The organism is Rhodococcus sp. T9N, assembly GCF_024436645.1.
Lineage (GTDB): Bacteria > Actinomycetota > Actinomycetes > Mycobacteriales > Mycobacteriaceae > Rhodococcus_F > Rhodococcus_F qingshengii.
The window spans coordinates 82,239-102,702 of the sequence record NZ_JAMSKS010000005.1 but is presented as its reverse complement, the minus strand read 5'-3'; the positions used below and the strand labels follow the sequence as shown (position 1 = coordinate 102,702).

At 62.3% G+C, this 20,464-nt stretch carries 15 protein-coding genes; 6 read left to right on the top strand and 9 right to left on the bottom strand.

Annotated features, from left to right (window positions below; genetic code table 11):
* Positions 1-40: 40 nt before the first annotated feature.
* The 8 genes from M1L53_RS10895 to M1L53_RS10860 form a co-directional block, all read right to left on the bottom strand.
* On the bottom strand, positions 41-1,477 hold the full coding sequence (locus tag M1L53_RS10895; protein WP_054187471.1) for a cytosine permease: 1,437 nt from the start codon (positions 1,475-1,477) through the stop codon (positions 41-43).
* 203 nt (positions 1,478-1,680) lie between these two features.
* On the bottom strand, positions 1,681-3,045 hold the full coding sequence (locus tag M1L53_RS10890) for an FAD-binding oxidoreductase (RefSeq protein ID WP_054187470.1): 1,365 nt from the start codon (positions 3,043-3,045) through the stop codon (positions 1,681-1,683).
* Between the two features lie 16 nt (positions 3,046-3,061).
* On the bottom strand, positions 3,062-4,135 hold the full coding sequence (locus M1L53_RS10885; protein ID WP_054187469.1) for a histidinol-phosphate transaminase: 1,074 nt from the start codon (positions 4,133-4,135) through the stop codon (positions 3,062-3,064).
* Positions 4,132-5,700, bottom strand: coding sequence for a histidine ammonia-lyase (gene hutH, locus M1L53_RS10880; RefSeq protein ID WP_054187468.1), 1,569 nt, complete (start codon positions 5,698-5,700; stop codon positions 4,132-4,134). Before hutH ends, M1L53_RS10885 begins: the two co-directional genes overlap by 4 nt.
* Positions 5,701-5,809: 109 nt before the next feature.
* Complete coding sequence (locus M1L53_RS10875; protein ID WP_054187467.1) at positions 5,810-6,601, bottom strand: IclR family transcriptional regulator; 792 nt, start codon at positions 6,599-6,601, stop codon at positions 5,810-5,812.
* Positions 6,602-6,692: 91 nt separating this feature from the next.
* Positions 6,693-7,355, bottom strand: coding sequence for an IclR family transcriptional regulator (locus M1L53_RS10870; protein ID WP_030536970.1), 663 nt, complete (start codon positions 7,353-7,355; stop codon positions 6,693-6,695).
* 37 nt (positions 7,356-7,392) lie between these two features.
* Positions 7,393-8,535, bottom strand: a complete 1,143-nt coding sequence (locus tag M1L53_RS10865; protein ID WP_054187466.1) for a CaiB/BaiF CoA-transferase family protein — start codon at positions 8,533-8,535, stop codon at positions 7,393-7,395.
* 11 nt (positions 8,536-8,546) lie between these two features.
* Positions 8,547-9,716 carry an acyl-CoA dehydrogenase family protein gene (locus tag M1L53_RS10860; protein WP_007732726.1) on the bottom strand — a complete coding sequence of 390 codons (1,170 nt, stop codon included), beginning with the start codon at positions 9,714-9,716 and terminating at the stop codon, positions 8,547-8,549.
* A gap of 234 nt (positions 9,717-9,950) precedes the next feature.
* Here M1L53_RS10860 and M1L53_RS10855 point away from each other — a divergent pair, with 234 nt between their 5' ends.
* From M1L53_RS10855 to M1L53_RS10830, 6 genes are all read left to right on the top strand, one after another.
* Positions 9,951-14,597, top strand: a complete 4,647-nt coding sequence (locus M1L53_RS10855) for an NAD-glutamate dehydrogenase domain-containing protein (protein ID WP_232319022.1) — start codon at positions 9,951-9,953, stop codon at positions 14,595-14,597.
* A 109-nt stretch (positions 14,598-14,706) separates the two neighbouring features.
* Positions 14,707-15,462, top strand: a complete 756-nt coding sequence (gene hutC, locus M1L53_RS10850; protein ID WP_024487384.1) for a histidine utilization repressor — start codon at positions 14,707-14,709, stop codon at positions 15,460-15,462.
* Between the two features lie 217 nt (positions 15,463-15,679).
* Positions 15,680-17,074, top strand: coding sequence for a serine hydrolase (locus M1L53_RS10845; RefSeq protein ID WP_003940270.1), 1,395 nt, complete (start codon positions 15,680-15,682; stop codon positions 17,072-17,074).
* A gap of 97 nt (positions 17,075-17,171) precedes the next feature.
* Complete coding sequence (locus tag M1L53_RS10840) at positions 17,172-18,251, top strand: dipeptidase (RefSeq protein ID WP_007732718.1); 1,080 nt, start codon at positions 17,172-17,174, stop codon at positions 18,249-18,251.
* Positions 18,252-18,283: 32 nt separating this feature from the next.
* Positions 18,284-19,219 carry an alpha/beta fold hydrolase gene (locus M1L53_RS10835; protein WP_007732711.1) on the top strand — a complete coding sequence of 312 codons (936 nt, stop codon included), beginning with the start codon at positions 18,284-18,286 and terminating at the stop codon, positions 19,217-19,219.
* An 87-nt stretch (positions 19,220-19,306) separates the two neighbouring features.
* Positions 19,307-19,798 carry a ClbS/DfsB family four-helix bundle protein gene (locus M1L53_RS10830; RefSeq protein ID WP_054187464.1) on the top strand — a complete coding sequence of 164 codons (492 nt, stop codon included), beginning with the start codon at positions 19,307-19,309 and terminating at the stop codon, positions 19,796-19,798.
* Here M1L53_RS10830 and M1L53_RS10825 read toward each other — a convergent pair.
* Positions 19,789-20,367, bottom strand: a complete 579-nt coding sequence (locus tag M1L53_RS10825) for an N-acetyltransferase (protein WP_054187463.1) — start codon at positions 20,365-20,367, stop codon at positions 19,789-19,791. The genes M1L53_RS10830 and M1L53_RS10825 overlap by 10 nt on opposite strands.
* Positions 20,368-20,464: the final 97 nt, after the last annotated feature.

The window sequence follows — 20,464 nt, the reverse complement described above, 5'->3', positions numbered from 1 at the left end:
TGTTCTCCTAGCTTGCTGAAGTTCGAAAGACGTTGGGGGATCAGACGCGAGAGTCGGTCATCGCGGTGTGATCGGGGTAGATCATCGACGAAGGGGGATTGCTCGTGCGCTTGGCGAGTGGGTAATAGATCAGCCCGGTGAACACGATGCCGACCAGCCACGAGATGTCGGCGCCGCCGAGCATGTCCGTGACGGGGCCGGTGTACATCTTCTGGGCGAGGAACGGGATCTGGGCGAGAACGCCGGCGGCGTAGCAAGCCAATGCGGTGAAGTTCCATGCTCCGTATCGACCGTTGACGTCGTACAGCGCCGGAATGTCGATGCGTTCCTTGGAGATCAGGTAGTAGTCGATCAGATTGATCGCACTCCACGGCGTGAACACCATCAGCAACACCAGGACGAAGTTCTTGAAGTTGTCCAGGAAGTCGGCGCTGGCGGCGATGGCGATCAAGACCGAGACCGCAGTGAAACCGAGGATGTAGAGGGTGCGCGCGGTGCTCGAGATTCGCGACTGTCCGTTGAAGGCGGTGACGGTGGTCAGGATCGACATGAATCCGCCGTAGGCGTTGAGCACGTTCACCGTCAGCTTGCCGACCAGGATGACGAAGTAGATCAGGAAGGCGATGGCAGCGGGTCCGGCCAGATCTCCCATGAAGCCGACCTGGTTACCCAGGAACGCGTCGCCGGCGCAGGCCGCGACGAGAGCGCCGAAGGTCATGGACCACTGCGATCCGATGACACTACCGAGGAACGTCGACCAGAACGTGGTGCTCTCGGAAGTGCTGCGCGGCAGGTAACGCGAGTAGTCGGCGACGTACGGGCCGAAGGTGAGCTGCCAACCGGCACCCAGCGAGATCGCGAGCAGGAAGGTGACTATGTCGAAGCCCTTGATGCCGACGTACGAGGCGACGTCGTACTCGAGGAACAGTCGAACGGCCAGGTAGGAGAATCCGACGATGCCCACGACGGTGGCGATCCTGCCGACGATGTGGATCAGCTTGTAGCCGGTGACCGCGACGAATGCGGTGAGGAGACCGAAGACGACGATGCCGACGGTGGGGCTGTTGATGTGCAGGATCTTGTTGACGGCCTGTCCGGCCAACACGGTGCCGGTGGCAGCGAAGCCGAGGTACATCAGGATGACGAGAACAAGCGGTACGACTGCTCCCTTGACGCCGAACTGGGCGCGACTCGAGATCATCTGGGGGAGACCCATACGCGGGCCCTGTGCGGAGTGAAGCGCCATGACAGCGCCACCGAAGATGTTGCCGATCAGAAGTCCGACGATCGCCCAGATGGCGTCCGCGCCGAATACGACGGCGAGAGCGCCGTCGACGATTGCAGTGATCTGCATGTTGGCGCCGAACCAGAGAGTGAACTGGCTGCGCGGGGTGCCGTGTCGTTCTGCATCCGGGACGACGTCGATAGTGCGTCGTTCCGGAGTGAGGATGACCTCGGCCGGTCCATCGTGAGTCATAGGCCTGTCTTTCTGCTGCGAGCCCGTCGAGCGACGGAATCGACGTCGGGGTATTGCCCACCTTCTTCGTGCTTGGTGCTTTGCGCCTTGTGCTTTGTGCGCTGGGTCACTGTCACTGCGGATAAATGTATATGCCTGTATATACAGGCGTCAATACCCGGGACCCGTTTTCGCGTAAATGCTGTGTAACACCGCGCGAGAAATCAGAAACCCTTACCCGGGTTGAGGATTCCGAGCGGGTCGAAGGCAGCCTTGATCGATCGGTGCAGTTGCATGCTGTCCTCGCCGAGCTCGAGAGAGAGCCAGCGACGCTTCAGAACGCCGACGCCGTGCTCTCCGGTCAGAGTTCCGCCGAGTTCGAGAGCACGCCGGAAGACCTCGTCCGCGGCGGTCCACACGGCTTCGGGGACCGAGCCGTCGGCAGTGCGGTCGAAGACGAAGGTCGGATGGACGTTGCCGTCACCAGCATGCGCGACGGTCATGATCTTGACCATGTGCTCGGCGGCGGCTCGGTCGATACTCTCGAGCATGTCGGGCAGTTTCGACCGCGGGACCCCGACGTCTTCCACGAGACATTGCCCGAGTCGTTCGGAAGCCGGATAGGCGAGTCGGCGAATCTCGAGTAGCTGTGCGGCTTCTGCCGCGTCCTGCGAGACGGCGACAAAATCTGCGCCCGCCCTCTCGAAGTGTTTCTGCATCGCCGCGGCTGCTGCGTCGGCATCGACCCCGTCGGCCTGTGCGATCAGCATCGCGGCGGTGTTGTCTTCCAACCCGATTCGTTTCCAGTCGTCGACGGCGCGCAGCGTTGCTCGATCGATCAGCTCCAGCAGGCTCGGTCCGATCCCGTCGCGAACGACCGCGGTAACTGCGTCCGCTGCGGAGCGGAGAGAATCGAAACTGCCGACGACGGTGACCGGTGCTCTCTTGGGCTTGGGCTGCAACTTCAGCGTGGCACTCGTGACGACTCCGAGTGTTCCCTCCGAACCGACGAGAAGACTGGTCAAGTCGTATCCCGCAACACCTTTGACGGTCCTTCGGCCTGTCCGCACGATCCGACCGTCGGCGAGCACAACCTCGAGACCCAGGACTGAATCGCGGGTGACGCCGTACTTCACGCAACGCAGTCCACCGGCGTTGGTGGCGATGTTTCCGCCGATCGTGGAGATCTCGAAACTGCTCGGATCAGGGGCGTACATCAGCCCGTACTCGTCTGCTGCTCGACTGATGTCGGCGTTGATCACCCCGGCTTCCACGACAGCGAGTTGATCGTCCGGATTGACCTCGAGAATCGAGCGCATGCGAGTGGTCGAGATGACCAGGCAGCCCTCGACGGCTGCCCCGCCGCCCGCCAAACCGGTTCCCGCACCGCGGGTTACCACCGGGACACGGTGAGCAGTAGCCCATTTCAGCGCCTCGGAAATGTCGGCCGCAGTTTCGGCGAGCATGACGGCTGCCGGATGGCCGGGTTCGGCGAGATGGGCCTCGTCACGGCGGTACGAGTCCATTACCGCAGGGTCGGTGATCAGGCGACTCGAACCGATCGACCGAGCAAGTTCGTGGACGGACATTCTTTTCTCCAGTCGGTCAAAGGTTGTATGCGAGTGCATCCACAGCGGAGATCACGGCGTCTTCTGCTGCCCGCTCACCTACGGTCACCCGCACTCCCTCGCCGGGGAACATCCGGACCGAGACACCCTGCGCGACGCAGGCCGCTTCGAGTGCAGAAGCTCTCTTGCCGAGAGGGATCCACACGAAGTTGGCACCGCTCGGGACCGTCTCGACGCCGCGCAGAGCCAATTGCTCACGTAGGTGAGAACGACCCTCGGTCACCGTTTCGACTATCGAATCGGTGTGTGCCGGATCGGTCAGGGCCGCGCAGGCCGCGGCCTCGGCAACGGCGCTGAGCCCGAAGGGCGGTGCAGCGCTGCGAAGATCCGCTGCGATCGCCGAGTTGGTGACGGCATAGCCGGCACGAAGTCCGGCCAATCCGTAAGCCTTGGAGAAGGTTCGGAAGACGACGATGTTGGGAAAGGCTCGAAGCAGGTCGACGCCGTCGACGTCGCTGGTCGCGAACTCCCGGTAGGCCTCGTCCAGGAGGATGAGGACGTCGCTCGGGATTGCACGGGCGAACGCGACGAACTCGGCGGTCGAGAACTCGCTACCGGTCGGATTGTTGGGGTTGCAGACGAGTACCGCGCGGGTTTGCGGGGTCACCGCCGCCGCCATTGCACTCAGATCGTGCCGATGTTCGGAATCGAGTGCGACGGGGACACCGCTCGCCCCGGCGATTCCGATCAGTATCGGGTACGCCTCGTAGCTGCGCCACGGGTAGACGACCTCGGTGCCCGGACCCGTGTACGCAGTCAATACCTGCTGGAGCAGTGCCAACGAACCGGCGCCGACCAATACCTGGTCGTCGCCGACGCCCAGGCGGCCGCTCAACCGAGCGATCAGCGTGTCGCCGAACAGCGACGGATACAAGTGCGAGTGTGAGGCCGCGAGATTGACGGCCTCGAGAATGGCCGCCGAGGGTGCAACCGTCGACTCGTTGCTCGACGCCCGCCACCGAACCTGCTCGAGGCCGGCGGCTTTGGAGTATCGAGGAAGCGCTTCGATTTCGGGTCGGGGGCGAGGCCTCAGCGCACCGGGCGCGCTCATGCCAGGGCGCCGATCGCGTTCTCCGCGGCCGCAACAAGTGCACCCGATGCCGCCAAGTCCACCGCGGCCTCGATCTCGGGGGACAGGAAGCGATCGGTACCCGGCCCCTGCACCTTCTCGCGCAGGGTCCGAAGGACGGCTCCGGTGGCGGGGGAGGGCTCGAGTGGGGAGCGCAAATCGATTCCTCGTGCTGCAGTCAGTATCTCGATCGCGAGAACTCGGGTGAGACCGTCGATGGACCGGCGGAGCTTGCGTGCACCCGACCATCCCATGGAGACGTGATCTTCCTGCATGGCCGAGGAGGGAATCGAATCGACACTGGCCGGGCTCGCGAGTCGCTTGAGTTCGGACACGATGGCAGCTTGTGTGTACTGCGCGATCATCAGTCCGCTGTCGACACCGGGGTCGTCGGCGAGGAAGGGGGTCAGACCGTGATTGCGTGCTACGTCGAGGAAGCGGTCGGTTCGGCGTTCGCTGATCCCCGCGACATCCGCGGTCACGATGGCGAGAAAGTCCAAGACGTAGGCCACGGGAGCTCCGTGGAAGTTACCGTTCGACCGAACCCTTCCGTCGAGAGTGACGACGGGATTGTCGACAGCACTGGCCAATTCGCGCCCGGCAACCAGTCGGGCGTGATCGACGGTGTCGCGTGCGCCGCCGGCAACCTGCGGTGCGCACCGCAGTGAGTACGCGTCCTGAACTCTGGTGCAGTCAGGGCCCGCATGGCTGGCGACGATCGGGGAGTCGGCAAGCAAGCGCACCATGTTCGAGGCGGCCGCGCCCTGTCCGGGGTGGGGGCGAAGCGCCTGAAGATCGGCGGCGAACACTTGATCGGTGCCGAGCAAGCCCTCGACGCTCATAGCGGCAGCGATGTCGGCCAACTTGAGCAGATGATCGAGATCGGTGATCGCAAGGGCCAGTTGACCGAGCATCCCGTCGGTACCGTTGATCAGTGCGAGGCCTTCCTTCTCGGCCAGAACCACCGGTTCGAGACCATGGGCAGCCAATGCCGTTGCCGCATCGGTGAGTTCACCGTCGGCGGTGCGGACGAAACCTTCACCGATGATTGCCATCGCCACATGCGCCAGTGGTGCCAGATCTCCCGAGCATCCGAGGCTGCCGTATTCGTGCACCACCGGGGTGATGCCTGCGGTGAGTAGGTCGGCGTACGCCTGTGCGACTACAGGGCGCACTCCGGTCCGCCCGGTGGCGAGCGTCGACAGACGCAGAAGCATCAAGGCCCGGATCACTTCGCGTTCGACTTCCGGTCCCGAACCTGCCGCATGTGAGCGGATCAGGCTGCGCTGCAACTGTGTCCGCAGATGCGCCGGAATGTGCCGGGTGGCAAGTGCGCCGAATCCGGTGGAAACTCCGTAGACCGGTGTGGGGTCTGCGGCCAGGGCTTCGATGCGTGCACGACTTTCGGCGATCGCGGCCAGTGATTCCGCGGTCAATGCAACGCCGTATCCGTTGCGCGCGACGTCGACGACGTCGGCGATGGTGACAGCGCCGATTCCGACCTCGATGGTTCGGGTGGCTGTCTGGGTGGCAGGGGTGGCGTTCATGGGACTCCAATGATGATGCGTGGCTATCTAATAAAGTCTTGTATACGAGACTCTAGTCTTGAATATGAGACGAAAACAAGGCCCGCAAAGTACGGAACGGAGAAATTGGCTACATGTCTGCGGTCGGGGTCTCCACCATTCGATCTCCGAGATCGGCGGAGAACTCGGCGCTGACGGCGCGCACTCGGTCGGCGATCAGGGCACTCTCCTCGGCCGATTTGGTGCCGGAGAGGAAGGTGACGCCGAGAGCTGCGACCGGACGACCGTCCCGTGTGATCACGGGGCTGGCGATGCAGTTGATCCCGGATGTCGTCGCATTCTCTTCGACCGCATATCCGCTCTCACGTGCTGCGGCGAGCAGTTCTCGCAGTTCGGCGAGCGTCGACGGACCCGTTCCGGTCCGCGTCGGCCAGGTGTACCCCTCGTAGAGCGCGCTGATCTGTTCCGCATCCAGACGGCTCAGAATCGCCCGCCCGACTGCGGTGAGATGCGCCGGAAGGCGGGTCCCGATCTCGGTCACCAACCGAACGCCGGGCTTCAGAGGTTCACGTTTGTCGAGGTAGATGACGTCAGAACCCTGAAGTACCGCCAGATGGGAGGTCTCGTCGGTCGACTGAGTGAGTGCCAGCATGAATCGTTGGCCCTCACGGTGAAGTGGGCCGGACCGCATGTACGACGCACCGACTTCGAACGCCGAGACACCCAGGGTCCAGGCGCGTTGATCAGCCCAGTACGAGACGAACCGTCGATCCCGCATGACATTGAGGAGGTGATGCGTCGTACTCTTCGGCAGCTCGAGGGCGCTGGAGATTTCTGCCGTCGCCAGCGGCACACCCCGGCGGGCCAGGAGATCGAGCACGTCGAGCACGCGCTCAGCAGATTTCACGCGGCTCGTCGTCATGTGGGGTGTGTCCTTACGGGTAGGGCTGAGGTGGGAGCGGGGACCCACATTGTCTCGGATACGAGACTGAATCGCCAAGTGCTCGGGGTGGTCAGGGAGTCTGGTTGCCGAGTTCCGCGGACAACCGGGCGCAGTGCTCCACCAAGACGCGGCCGTGGCTGGCGCAGACCTCGTCCGTCAGACGGAAGGTCGGGCCCACGACGCTGAGCGCTCCGGCTATCTGACCGACCGCGTTGTAGATCGGCGCGGCAACTCCGGTCGAGTGATCCTCGATGGTGTCGTGCGCAATGGCGTACCCGCTCTCGCCTACCTTGCCGCTCAACGCTGCGCCGACGGCGGTGCCGTCCAGGGGAACGCTCTGGCCCACCCACCCCATGTGGCGGATCGCGTGCGTGCCCTCGATCTGATCGAGATACAGCGCAGTGTCTTTCGGTCCCTTCGTCGACAGGTAGGTCGACTCTCTCGTGGTTTCGGCGATGGCCTTCATCGCGGGCCGCGCTCTCGGCAACAGTTGATTGTCACCGAGTGCGCGAGCCCCGATCTGTAGTAGCCGCGGGCCGACGCGATAGACGTTGTCCTCGCCGCGGACGACGAACTCGGTTTGTTCGAGGCTTCTGATCAGGCGAAGCGCGGTACTGGTTGCCAGATCGGTTGCCTTGGCGGCGTCGCCGAGCGTCAACCCGCCGTGCTCGACGATCGCACCGAGAAGTTCGAACGTGCGATTCGCGCTGCGGGTCACGTCGCCGGGGGCCATGTCCTACTCCAAGTGCCGAGGGATGTCTGCGCTGAATCTATCGCGAGCCCGGCAGTACCTCACCGTGGTGCTCGTCCAGCAGGGGACTGCGGCGGACATCGGGGCGTCGGCTATCACCGAACACGACGGGTTGTCGTACGTAGGAGATTTTTCCTGCTACCGGGTGCTCGAACGATTCGACGACTCCGCGATACTCGGCCTGCGCGGAGGTGAGTGCCTGCTGGACGTCCCAGATTTCCGAGCCGGCGAGGCCCGCGTCGCCGAGAATACCGACCACGTCGGTGACGGTCTTTCCGGCAGCCCAGTTTTCGATCTCCTTGCGCAGTGCCGGTTCGTTCTCGGTCCGGGCGGTGTCGTCGGCAAATCGGGGATCTGCGATCAGGTCGACGCGATTCATCGTCTGCGCCAGCTTCTCGAAACCCGACTGGCTCGCAACTGCGAGGACGAAGAGTCCGTCGTCGGCCTTGTAGGTGTCGAACGGTGTTGACACCGGATGACGGTTGCCGACGCGTGGGGGAGTGAGCCCGGTGGATTGCAGTTGGCTGTGTGCTGTCGGCAGCATGGCGAGCATGCTGTCGAACATCGCGACGTCAAGGTGCTGCCCGAGTCCGCTCGCCCGTGCACTCAGCAGGGCGGTACTGATTCCCCAGGCGGCGAACAGCCCGGCGACCAGGTCTCCGAACGACTCACCCAACCGTGTCGGCCCGGATTCCTCCGAACCGGTGATGCTCATGATTCCCGAAAGAGCCTGGACTACAAGGTCGTAGGCGGCGGCTCCGGACATGGGCCCGTCCTGTCCGAAACCGGAGATGGACGCGTACACGATGCGCGGATTGCGAGCCCGCGCAGCCTCGTAGTCGATTCCCAGGCGCTTGGTGACGCCGGGGCGAAAGTTTTCGACGACGACGTCGGCGGTCTCGATGAGCGTCAGCAGCGCCTCACGGTCCTCGTCGTTCTTGAGGTTGAGTGCCACCGAACGCTTGCCACGATTGAGCACGTTGAAGTAGATGCTCTCGCCGTCGCGGAACGGGCCGAGGTGCCGAGAGTCTTCACCGTGTTCGGATTCGATCTTGACGACGTCCGCACCGGCGTCGGAAAGCAGTGCGGTGCAGTAGGGTCCGGCAAGGACGCGCGAGAGGTCGATGACCCGGATGCCGTCGAGTGGGGGAAGTGCAGTCATGTCCGCGCCTTTCAGAACTCGGTGGAACGCGGCGACGGAGCATTGCCGGCAATGGTGAGCAACTGGATCTGCGAGGTGCCCTCGAAGATGCGGAGAATGCGGCAATCGCGGTACAGGCGTTCGATTTCCGATTCGCGCATGAAACCTGCGCCACCGTGGATCTGTACGGTTTGATCGACGATCGAGAAGCAGGCTTCGGTGGCGACGTACTTCGAAATCGATGCGGCGCGGCGGATGTCCTGACCGGCGTCCTTGACGTCGGCGGCCCAGTCTGCGGTGACGCGTGATGCGACAAGTTGCGCGTCGCAGCCACCGAGGAGTAGCTGGATTGCCTGGAAGTCGAAGATCGGCGTGCCGAACTGCTTTCGCTCCGTTGCGTACTCGCGTCCCAGTTCCCAAGCGCGCAGAGCGATGCCGTTTGCCATTGCCGCTACGTCGATGCGTGCTCGGTTCAGGGCGGTCAAGGCAATGTTGCCGCCGCGACCTTCGGTGCCGATCACGGAGTCGAGCGGCAGAACGACGTCGTCGAGGTAGACGGTGTACGTCGGGGCCGAACGAATTCCCATCTTGTCCTGCGGCTCCGAGTAGCTGATTCCCGGAGTTCCCTTGGGGACGACGAAGGCGGTGATGCCTCGGAATCCTGCGCTCGGGTCCGTCTTGGCGAAGAGCACGACCAGGTCGGCTTCCTTTGCGTTGGAGATGTACGTCTTCGATCCGGAGAGATGCCAGCCGTCGTCCTCGCGTCGGGCGACGGTACGCATCGAGGCGATGTCGGAGCCGGCATCGGGTTCTGTGAGTGCAAAGCCGGCCAGTAGTTCGCCCGACGCGAGCTGGGGCAACCAGCGATGCTTCTGCTCTTCGGAGCCGCCGACGAGAATCGGCTCGAGGCCCAGGTAGTGGGCGGTGTAGATCGATGCCAGCGCGGCGTCGGTGCGTGCAACTTCTTCGATGGCGACCAGTTGGGTTCGTGTCGACAGACCCAGGCCGCCGAATTCCTCGGGCACGGAAATGCCCATGAGGTCCTGCTGCCCGAGGCGCTTGACCAGCTGCGCCGGGAACTCCTTGGACTCGTCGCGTGCGGCTGCTCCTGGGTGGATCTCGGCGTTGGCGAAGGCTCGGACAGTGCTGCGGAACTCTGCGAGATCGACGCTGTCGGTGTCGGGCGCGGTCTGGGTAGTCACGGGGGCTCCTTCGAGGCGGAATAGTTACGAATTTCATCTAATGAAATCTAATTGCCACTAGTTGGCATGGACTGACTATGGCCGAGGGTGGCGAATTTGTCCAGGGGTGAATTTGTTGTGTCGCGGCTCACGTTCTGCAATGATCAACTTGTCTAAGCCTGTATAGACAAGTTGATTGCGGATCGAACCCACTACAAGTCGGAAGCAGCGTGGCTTTCGACGGAAGGTGCTGACATGAGCCTCGTTTCAGTCGACACGACACCGGACTCCGAGAATGTGAGGAGGGTGTCCAGTACGTATTTCGAGGGCTTGTCGGCGGATCGATACGCTGCGCTCGCCGAAGACCGCAAGCTGGCGATTGTCGCCGCGCACATGGACCTTTCGCGTCGACGAGGACACAACTCGTCGATCTCGCGACTCGCGCCGGCCGGGGAGTTAGGGGATGGCCCCGCGATTCAATACGTCGGCGACGACATGCCGCAGCTCGTCGAAGCGGTCTTGGCGACACTTGCCCGTGCCCGCGTGGAACCTGAATTCGTGGTGCACCCCGTGCTTCGCACAGCCGTACAACCGGCGCACAGCACCGAAGACGCCCGGGCCGGGGAGCGCACCGAATCATGGATCCACATAGGACTACCCGCACACTGTTCGGACGCGCAGGCGCAGGTGATCGCGGACGACGTCGCCGGAATTCTCGACCGTATCGCGCGTGCCTTCCGCGATTCCGTGCCCCTGCGGGACCTCGTCGACGAGGCGCGCGAGCAACTGGACTCGAACGGCTACGCCGAAGAAGCTGACTTTCTCCGGTGGTGCAGCGCCGGAAACTTCAGTGTCATCGGTGGTGCGCGAACTGTCGACAGTGACGAGCCGTACGCCATCGGCGTGCTCCCCGATCCAACCGGCTCTTCGGATTCGAAAGCGGCGCCCCTCGCGATTGCAGTGGTGTACCTCCGGCAAGGGTTCGGTGGATCCGAATACGCCACCGAGATCGACGTGTCCGTCGGCGACCGTGCGTACCGATTCGTCGGGTTCTTCACCGCGACCGGTATCGTCGCCGACGTCAGGCTAACCCCGCTCGTGCGAGGACGCGTCGCAGACATCTTCGAGGCCTCAGGATCCACCGTCGATTCGTTTGTCGGACAATCGATGCTGGCAGTGATTCAGTCGATTCCGGTCACAGTGCTCCTGGCGGCCGAGCCGGCCCGAATCGCGGACGCGCTGGACGAACTCACTTCCGTGGACGGCCGCACATCGATCCATCTGTTCTTGCAACCGGTGGGAAGTTCCCCGGCGACAGGGCGAGATCAAGAGTTGTCGGCTTTGCTCTTCGTTCCGCGCGAGAAATTCAGTACGACGATCAGAACAACGGCCGAGTCGGTACTCGCCGACGCACTCGGTGCCCACAATATCGAGTTCTCCAGTCGAGTCTCGGAATCCCCCTTGGCCGTCGTACATTTCACGGCCACAGTCGGCGGCGGCGCGAACTTCGCGTCGGCGCGACAAGCACGGGAGATTCGGGACCTCGTCGTCGACGCGTGCCTGACGTGGGACGAACGATTCGTTCTGGATGCTTCGCACTACGACGAGCGGCGCAGGCGTGCTCGGTTCGCCGAGCGAGTTCCGGTGGCATACAAGCAGGATTTCGACGCTGTCCGAGCCGCCGAGGACATGGCGGTGTTCGAGGGCCTCGCGCCCGGAGAAGTAAGTCCACGGTTGGCCCGATCTGTCGACGGACCGGGTACTCACCGTCTCGGGCTGTACGTCTCGGGTGATCCGCTCTCTCTGGGCGAGGTGCTGCCCGTATTGCAGAGCCTGGGCGTCGAAGTGGTCGACGAACGTCCGTACGAGATCGCACCGGTGGGAACCGAACAGTCCAGGATCTACGAGTTCACGCTCTACTACCCGAGTGCTCCGGTCGAAGGCTTCGACAACTTTGCTGCGCGATTCGGGGCGACGTTTGCCGCGGTTCGAAACGGTGACGCCGAGCCGGACTCGTTCAACGAATTGGTCGCGATCGCGGGACTCGGCTGGAAACAGGTAGTGGTGCTGCGGGCGTACGCGGAGTTCTTGCAGCAAGCGGGATTTCCTTACAGCACCGGTCGCGTCGCCGAGGTACTTGCCGATCATCCCGAGATCGCCGGCAGATTGTGCGAATTGTTCGAGAGCCGTTTCGATCCTGACGTCGTCGACGGAGATCGAGGTGCACGTGCAGCAGCGGACGTGGAAACGGCCGTGGCGCAGGTGCAAGGACTCGACGCCGATCGGATCCTGCGCGCGTTGTCCGAACTGGTCCGTAACACGTTGCGTACCAACTATTTCGTGTATCCCACTGAATCGCTCGGCGCGCTCTCGTTGAAGTTCGATTCGGAGAAGCTGTCCGTATTGCCTTTCCCTCGACCGAAGTTCGAGATATTCGTGTACTCACCCGATGTAGCAGGTGTGCACCTTCGTTTCGGTACGGTGGCTCGCGGCGGCTTGCGCTGGTCGGATCGGAAAGAGGACTTTCGCACCGAGGTACTGGGATTGGTGAAGGCGCAGGCAGTCAAGAACGCAGTCATCGTGCCTGTCGGAGCGAAGGGCGGATTTGTCGTCAAACGCCCACCGGTTCCAGGGCTGGGCGCAGACGCAGACCGAGAAGCTGCGTTGGCGGCCGGGATCGATTGCTACCGATCCTTCATTCGCGGACTACTCGATCTGACCGACAACGTCGACAAGCAGAGCGGGGCCGTTGTCGCGGCGCGGCGGGTCGTTCGCCACGACGGAGACGACACGTATCTTGTTGTCGCCGCGGACAAGGGAACTGCGAAGTTCTCCGACATCGCGAACGAGGTTGCCGCGGAGTACGGATTCTGGCTCGGCGACGCCTTCGCGTCCGGCGGGTCGGTCGGCTACGACCACAAAGCCATGGGTATCACGGCGAAGGGCGCCTGGGAAAGTGTCAAGCGGCACTTCCGTGAGCTCGGCGTCGATACCCAGCACGATGACTTCACCGCGGTGGGGATCGGAGACATGAGTGGCGACGTCTTCGGCAACGGTATGTTGTGCAGCAAGCACATTCGCCTGATCGCGGCGTTCGATCATCGGCACGTGTTCGTCGATCCGAACCCGTCGCCTGAGCGCTCGTACGACGAGCGATCACGTCTCTTTGCGCTCCCCCGATCCTCGTGGGCCGACTACGACCCGACCTTGATCAGTGCCGGCGGCGGAGTGTGGGAACGCTCGGCGAAGCGCGTTCCGATCAGTGACGAGATACGAGAGGCGCTGGGCCTGGAGGACGACGTCACCGAACTGACTCCACCGCAACTGGTTCGGGCGATTTTGCGGTCCCCGGCAGATCTGTTGTGGAACGGCGGCATCGGAACGTACGTCAAGGCCTCCGGTGAGTCCGACCTCGAAGTCGGCGACAAGAGCAACGACGCCGTTCGGGTGAACGGCAACGAAGTGCGTGCCCGAGTGATCGGTGAAGGAGGCAATCTCGGCCTCACCCAGGCCGGACGGATCGAATACGCACGCGGCGGTGGACGGATCAACACAGACGCCCTCGACAATTCGGCCGGAGTCGATTGTTCCGACCACGAGGTGAACATCAAAATCCTTCTCGACTCCCTGATCAGCTCAGGCGTCGTCACGGACTCACGTCGTGACGCACTACTCGAATCGCTGACCGACCAGGTCGCAGAACTCGTTCTCGCAGACAACCGTTCGCAGAACGAACTGATGGGTACCACGCGGGCGGATGCGGGGGCGATGATCGGTGTGCACGGCAGAGTGATTTCCAACCTCGAATCGCGCGGGATCGTCGACCGTGTCATCGAAGGGTTTCCGACCAAGAAGCAGTTCGCCGCGGCCGAGAAGTCGGGAACGGGGCTGACGTCGCCGGAACTCGCCACACTGATGGCCCACGTCAAGCTCGATCTGAAATCCACGCTGTTGGCGGGAAGCTCGATCGACAACCAGATCTACCGCCAGGTGCTGGCGAACTATTTTCCGGAGGGCGTTCGAGTTGCAGGGGGTGACGCCCTCGACCGGCACCCACTTCGTCGCGAGATCGTCGCGACAGTGCTGACGAACAACGCCATCGATCGAGGCGGCATCACCTATGCCTATCGGCTCGGTGAAGAAGTCGGCGCTGATCCGGAAGACGCAGTACGTGCCTTCACTGTGGTCTCCGAGGTGTTCGGACTGTGGAGGTTGTGGCACGACATCAGCGAAGCCTCGGTCTCGACCGCAGTGTCCGACGAGTTGATCCTGCTCACCAGGCGACTGCTCGACCGGGCGTCACGGTGGATGCTGACACGTCGTCCGCAACCGCTGGCCGTCGGGGCCGAGATCAGCAGATTCGGTGATCGCATCGCGGAGGCGTCGGCAGAGCTCGATGGCTGGCTGGTAGGCGCAGATCAGCGGAACCTGGCTGCGCGAACGGTCCTCATCACGGACAAAGGCGCGCCGGAGAACCTGGTCAGGCGAGTGGAGATATTGCTCGATCAGTTCGGACTGCTCGACGTGGTGGAGATCGCGGACCTTGCCGATCGGACGATCTCGGAGACCGGCGAACTCTATTTCCGGCTCGGTGAGCATGTTGGGCTCGTCCCGATGCTCAATCGAGTGTCGGCATTGAGCAAGGACGGAAAATGGAACGCGTTGGCGAGGTTGTCGTTGCGGGACGAGTTGTACTCGACGGTGCGGGCCCTGACCCTCGACGTCTTGGCCGACGCGGAAGCGGGTGACACGACAGCGGAAAAACTCTCGAGGTGGGAAGAAAGGAATGCGTCGAGAATCGAGAGGTCCACTCTCGCGCTCGCAGAGATCGAGGCATCCGGGCAACACGATCTTGCTGCGCTTTCGGTTGCGACGAGCCAATTGCGGCGCATGGTGGGTTAGGTCCGGCGCGGACGCTCTCGGATGGATCGGAAAGGTGCACGAGGCGGATAGACTTCGGAGGCCGAACGGGAGAACCGACTCGGTGGTTTTCGACGAACGGGTGGTGGCGATGGCGATTGCCGAAGTGGACGCAGAACTCGCCGTGCTGTTCAACGAGGCAGGCGGCGAGTCCGCCCCTGCCTACGAACGGGTCAAGAACCTCGTGGTCTCGCAGATCAACTCGGGTCGGTGGACCGAAGGCGATCAGCTGCCTTCGGAGAATCAACTGGTCAGTGCGCTGGGGTTGTCACGAATGACGATCAATCGAGCGCTTCGCGAACTCACCAGCGACGGTCTGATCGTGCGGATGATGGGGGTCGGTACTTTTGTCGCCGCCACGAAGACCGCGTCCCCGCTGTTCGAAGTCAAGAACATCGCCGACGAGATTCAGCGCCGCGGCCACCGTCATCGAACCGAGGTCGTCTTCGTTCGTGAGGAAGAAACCGACCACGGGCAGACGTTCCTTCGTGAATCGGTGGGCAAACGGGTGTTCCATTCGCTGATGGTGCACTTCGAGGACGAAACTCCGATTCAGGTGGAAGACCGATTCGTGAATCCGAACGAGGCGCCAGACTATCTGCGCCAGGACTTCACCGCGATCACCCCCAACAACTACTTGAGTGACGTTGCGCCTCTGGTTCGCGGCGAGCATGTCGTGGAAGCGGTGTTGGGTAGCCCGGACGAATGCGAGCTGTTACGCATCGATCGCGGGGAACCGTGCCTGCTGATTCGCCGCCGCACCTGGTCGGCTAACGGATTGGTCAGCGCGGCGCGCTTGATCCATCCGGGTTCACGCAATCGCTTGGAAGGAACCTTCGAGCGCTGATCGTTTCGAATGGCGAATCCTGAACACACGCTCGTCCGATTGCACCATTTTCGGGGTCGACTTCGGTGCAATCGACCAGGACGTGACTGCGAGCACACTGAGATCATGGGTGGACGGTTATTGCTTCCGCAACCTCACTTCCCGACGAGTGAGACCTGAGCGGATCCCAGCAACGCCGTCTACGCCGCTCGCTTCCATGATCGAAGGAGTTCGACCTGTGACCGACTTGCCCAAGGACCTACTTGTCGCCCCGAAGTGGCAGGAACGCCTCGACGAACTGGCAGCCAAGCATTCGGTACCGGGCGCGCAGGTCGGTGTGATCGCGCTGGGCGAAGACGGCGCAGCGGACATCCGTGTCATCACCACCGGAGTGACGAGCCTGAACACGCGCGTCGACGTCGACGCAGACACCCTGTTCCAGTACGGATCCGCGAGCAAGATCTGGACGACGACGCTGATCATGCAGCTCGTCGACGAGGGCAAGCTGACGCTGGACACCCTGGTGGTGGAGGTGCTTCCGGAGTTCACGATCGCGGATCCTTCCAACACGAAGGAAATCACGATCCGCCAGTTGCTTACGCACACAAGCGGTATCGACGGAGACCTGTTCAACGACACCGGTGACGGTGACGACTGCGTCGAGAAGTACGTAGACGAACTCGCGACCGCGATCAGCGTCACCGAGCCCGGCGGGCATCTGAGTTACAGCAACGCGGGTTTTGCCGTTGCCGGCCGCATCGTCGAGGTCCTTCGTGAGATGACGTGGGACGAGGCGTTGGTCGAATATCTCTGGAAGCCACTCGGATTGACGCACATCATCACCAAGGCCAAGGACGCGCCGCTGTTCCGCACGGCCGTCGGCCACGTGGCCAACCCGGATCGGACGTCGCCGGACAAGGTGATTCCGACCAAGCAGTGGCTGCTTCCGCGCGGTATCGGTCCGGCCGGGATCATCACCGGATCGGTCAGCTCGCTCCTGACCTTCGGTGCTGCACACATGCGTGACGGACTCGCATTGACGGGTGAACGCATTCTGTCCGAAGAATCCGCGCGCCTGATGCGCACTCCGCAATTCGACCTGACCGCGGTCTCGAGCGTCGATCAGGCCTGGGGTCTCGGCTGGATCCTGTCCGACTGGGGTGGCGTGACGTCCGCGCAGCACGGTGGTGCGACGATCGGCCAGATCACTCGTTTTCACACCTTCCCCGAGCTCGGTCTCGCCATGGCCGTGGTGACCAACTCGCGTGGCGGCGGCGCCCTGGCCCACGACATCGAGAAGGAGATCGCCCAGGAGCTCGATCTCGTTCTGCCGGAGCCGAAGTCCGAGCCGAATGCGGAAGACATAGACCTGTCGCACATTCTCGGAACCTATGAATCGACAACCGTGCGAATCGAACTCACGCGCGGCGAGGACGGCGGATTCCAGGTGCAGAACTTCGCCAAGGTCGAGATCGACGGCGAGCCGCCGGCTCCGCCCACCAAGGTCGTACCTCTGTCCGCCTCCCGGTTCTTGATCAGTAACGAGAGCGCTTCGGGTGAGATGGCTCATCTCACGATCGATGGCGAGCAATATCTCTACATGACAAGGCTTTTCAAGAAGATTTCCGACTAGTCGCGGCGAGATGATTCTCTCCGCTGAATGAAATCTCGGGCAGGTCGAAGGCGATGAGGGCCCTCGACCTGCCCGCACTACTTTTCGAGGAAAACTCATGATGAAACCTCTCGCTCCTTTTCCGGACGTGAATCACCCCGCGGCACTGGATGCTTACGGCCTTGCGCCGGTCATCGACGGTCACAACGATCTGGCCTGGACGGCTCGCGAAACTGCCGCATACTCGGTGGAGAATCTCGAGAAGGATTCCATCTTCCAAACCGACATCGACAAACTCGGTCGCGGCGGCGTCGGTGCGCAGTTCTGGTCGGTCTACACCCCGTGTGACCGGACGGAGCCAGAGGCGGTTCAGTACACACTCGAACAGATCGACTACGTGTACCGGATGATCGAGCGATATCCGGATACTTTCGAATTCGCGCGTACAGGTGACGACGTGCGTCGCATCTGGAGCGAGGGCAAGGTCGCGTCCTTGTTGGGCGCGGAGGGCGGTCACAGCATCGGCAGCTCGCTCGGTGTCCTGAGAATGATGGCGCGCCTTGGTCTTCGGTACATGACGCTGACGCACAACGACAACACCGGGTGGGCGGACTCCGCGACGGACACTCGAGTACACGGCGGGCTGACCGACTTCGGTCGCGAGATCGTGCGCGAAATGAATCGGCTCGGCGTACTCGTCGACCTGTCGCACGTCTCGGTGGAAACGATGAGAGATGCCATCGAGACGTCGTCGGCGCCGGTGATTTTCAGCCATTCGTCGTGCTCTCAGCTATGCGGTCACCCCCGTAATGTTCCCGACGACGTCATGCGACTGCTCGCGGACAACGGCGGGGTCATCATGATCGCCTTTGTACCCATGTTCCTTTCTGCCGAGTACAACGAATGGTTCAAAGGCGGGCGAGTCGGCCCACGACCGGCGATGACAGTGGACCATCTCGCCGACCACGTCGAGCATGCCCGAGACGTCGCGGGCATCGACCACATCGGTTTGGGCAGTGACTACGATGGGTTCGACGACTTTCCGGACGGTATGCAGGACGTATCCGGTTTCGCGGTGTTGATAGACCGTCTGGCGGAACGCGGTTGGTCCGCGGAGGACTTGGCAAAGCTGATGGGCAACAACGTGTTGCGTGTGCTCGACGAGACCAGTGCGGCCTCGATGTCGAGCCTTTCCTAGCCGTATCGACGCCCGAGAAGATGAGGATGAGAATGAAGAAGATTCGTACCGTTGCACTGAAGCTGGTTGCTTCGGTGTCCGTAGTTCTGGTTGTGCTGGTATCGATAGCGCTCGTATTCAATGTCGGCTCCAGCAAAGCGAGCGTTCCGGCCGGGGAGACGGGCAACCAGTTCGTGTCCGTCGACGGAAAGAACATGAGCTACTCGATCCGCGGCAACGGCGATCAGACCATAGTGCTGTTACCCGGGTTCGGAACGTCCGCACCGATTCTCGACTTCACACCGCTTGTCAACGAGCTCGCACCTGACTACCGCGTCGTCACGATCGAGCCCTTCGGTTACGGCTACAGTGACGGAACGGACAAGGACCGCACGACTGCGAACATCGTCGAAGAGATTCATACGGCAGTACAGTCGCTGGGAATTGACGAATACATCCTCATGGGGCACTCGATCACTGGTCTCTATGCGCTGGACTACACCGCGAAGTACCGTGACGAGGTCACCGCATTCGTGGGTATCGACAGCAGTGTTCCAGGGCAGCCGAACATGGATACCAAATTCCCGATCGACGCACTCCGAGTTGGAAGGCAATTGGGCTTGGCGGAATTGCTGTCCAAGGTCGTCGGTGGTGAAGCCTCGGACGAGTACCTCGATCCCGCCGCAAAGGACGAGATGCGACAGTTGACTGCGAAGAACAACTTCAGCGATACCTATCTCAACGAGATGGATCATCTTTCGAGTAACTTTGCTGAAGCAATCGGCAAGACGTTCCCAGCCGATCTTCCGATTCTGTTGTTCGCCGTGAACAATTCAGAAGTTCAGGGCTGGACAGAGCTGCACGAGGGGCAGGCAGCCTCCGTCGATCACGGAGAGGTGATCTTGCTGGACGGAGACCACTACCTGCACCACACCAGGTCGAAGGAGATCGCCGAGAACCTCGGAAGGTTCTTGGGTGAGCTGAACTGAATCCGGGAGGACGTTAAAGTTGGAGGCGGGGCCATCGAGTCGAGATGGTCCCGCTTCTTTCTTCTCCACTGATCGTTCGGAGGCATTGTGGCGCAGACCTGGTCACGCGAAGAACTGGTGAGCGAGCTGGACTCGGCGTATTCGAAACTCGAAGCGTTACTCGACGGCGTCGCCGAGGCCGATGCGTTCGACGCCGTTGCCGTCGACGCGTGGACGGTGCACGACGTACTCGCTGTGCGTGTCTGGTGGGCAGAGGCCGTCGCAGAGTGGATAGGTGCCGGGCTGCGAGACGAGGCTCCGCAGACGCCGGCGGCGGGTTACAAGTGGACGCAAACACCCGCACTGAACCAGTCGGTTGTCGACGCGAGCATCGACATTCCGGCTCAGGAGCTTCGTGACCGCTTGGGAGTGCGCAACTACATCGAGACCCTTGACGACGATCAACTGCTGTCGGTCGGGGTTTTCTCGTGGACCCGGACGTGGCCGGTCTCGAGGTGGATCGCCGTCAACACGATCACCCAATACGCGTCGTTGTCGAAAATGATTCGGCGAGTGCTGAAGTCGAACAATCAGCCCTGAAGTCGATGCATCCGCCATACGTCCGGTCTGTCGGGGAGCGAGGTCTGGCCGACGATCGTGAAACCGAACCGTTGGTACAGCGGTAGATTTCGTTCGGTCGACGTATCGAGCCAGCAATTCTGTTCGGTTCGATCCAGTTCCGCCAAAGCATGTTTCAGTAGCGCAGAACCCAATCCGGTTCCGCGTGAGCGCGGCGTCGTACCGATCGTTGCCAACGACCACGCGTTGTCGGGGACGGGAAGCGCAGACAGTTGTTCGTCAGCCTGAAGAACGCGCTCGAACCGATCTCCGTGCAGTTCGACGATCTTCTCGACGGTCGTTTCATCAGGCTCTGGAGTGTCCGGCGGCAGGACTGCGATGACGCCGTTGCCGGAATCGTCGATGTAGGAACGCCCGAACGGTAGTGCCAGGTGTTCGAGGTAGATCCGTTGCAGAGTCGCGACGCGTTCCACGTGGGAGTCTTCGGCGACGCACCAGTTCGTCCAGGGGTAGTCGGCAAACGCCTCGCCGAGAACCTCGGCGGCACGGTCGAGGTCGTCGATGGACAGCGGTCGAACAGAATTCTGCATAGTGCCACTTCAGCACAGGGAGGTCTTCCGTCGCCACTCGATTTCGGCGGTGTAGCAGGTGCGCGGGTCGTGGTCACGTACTTGTGAGTTCATTCAA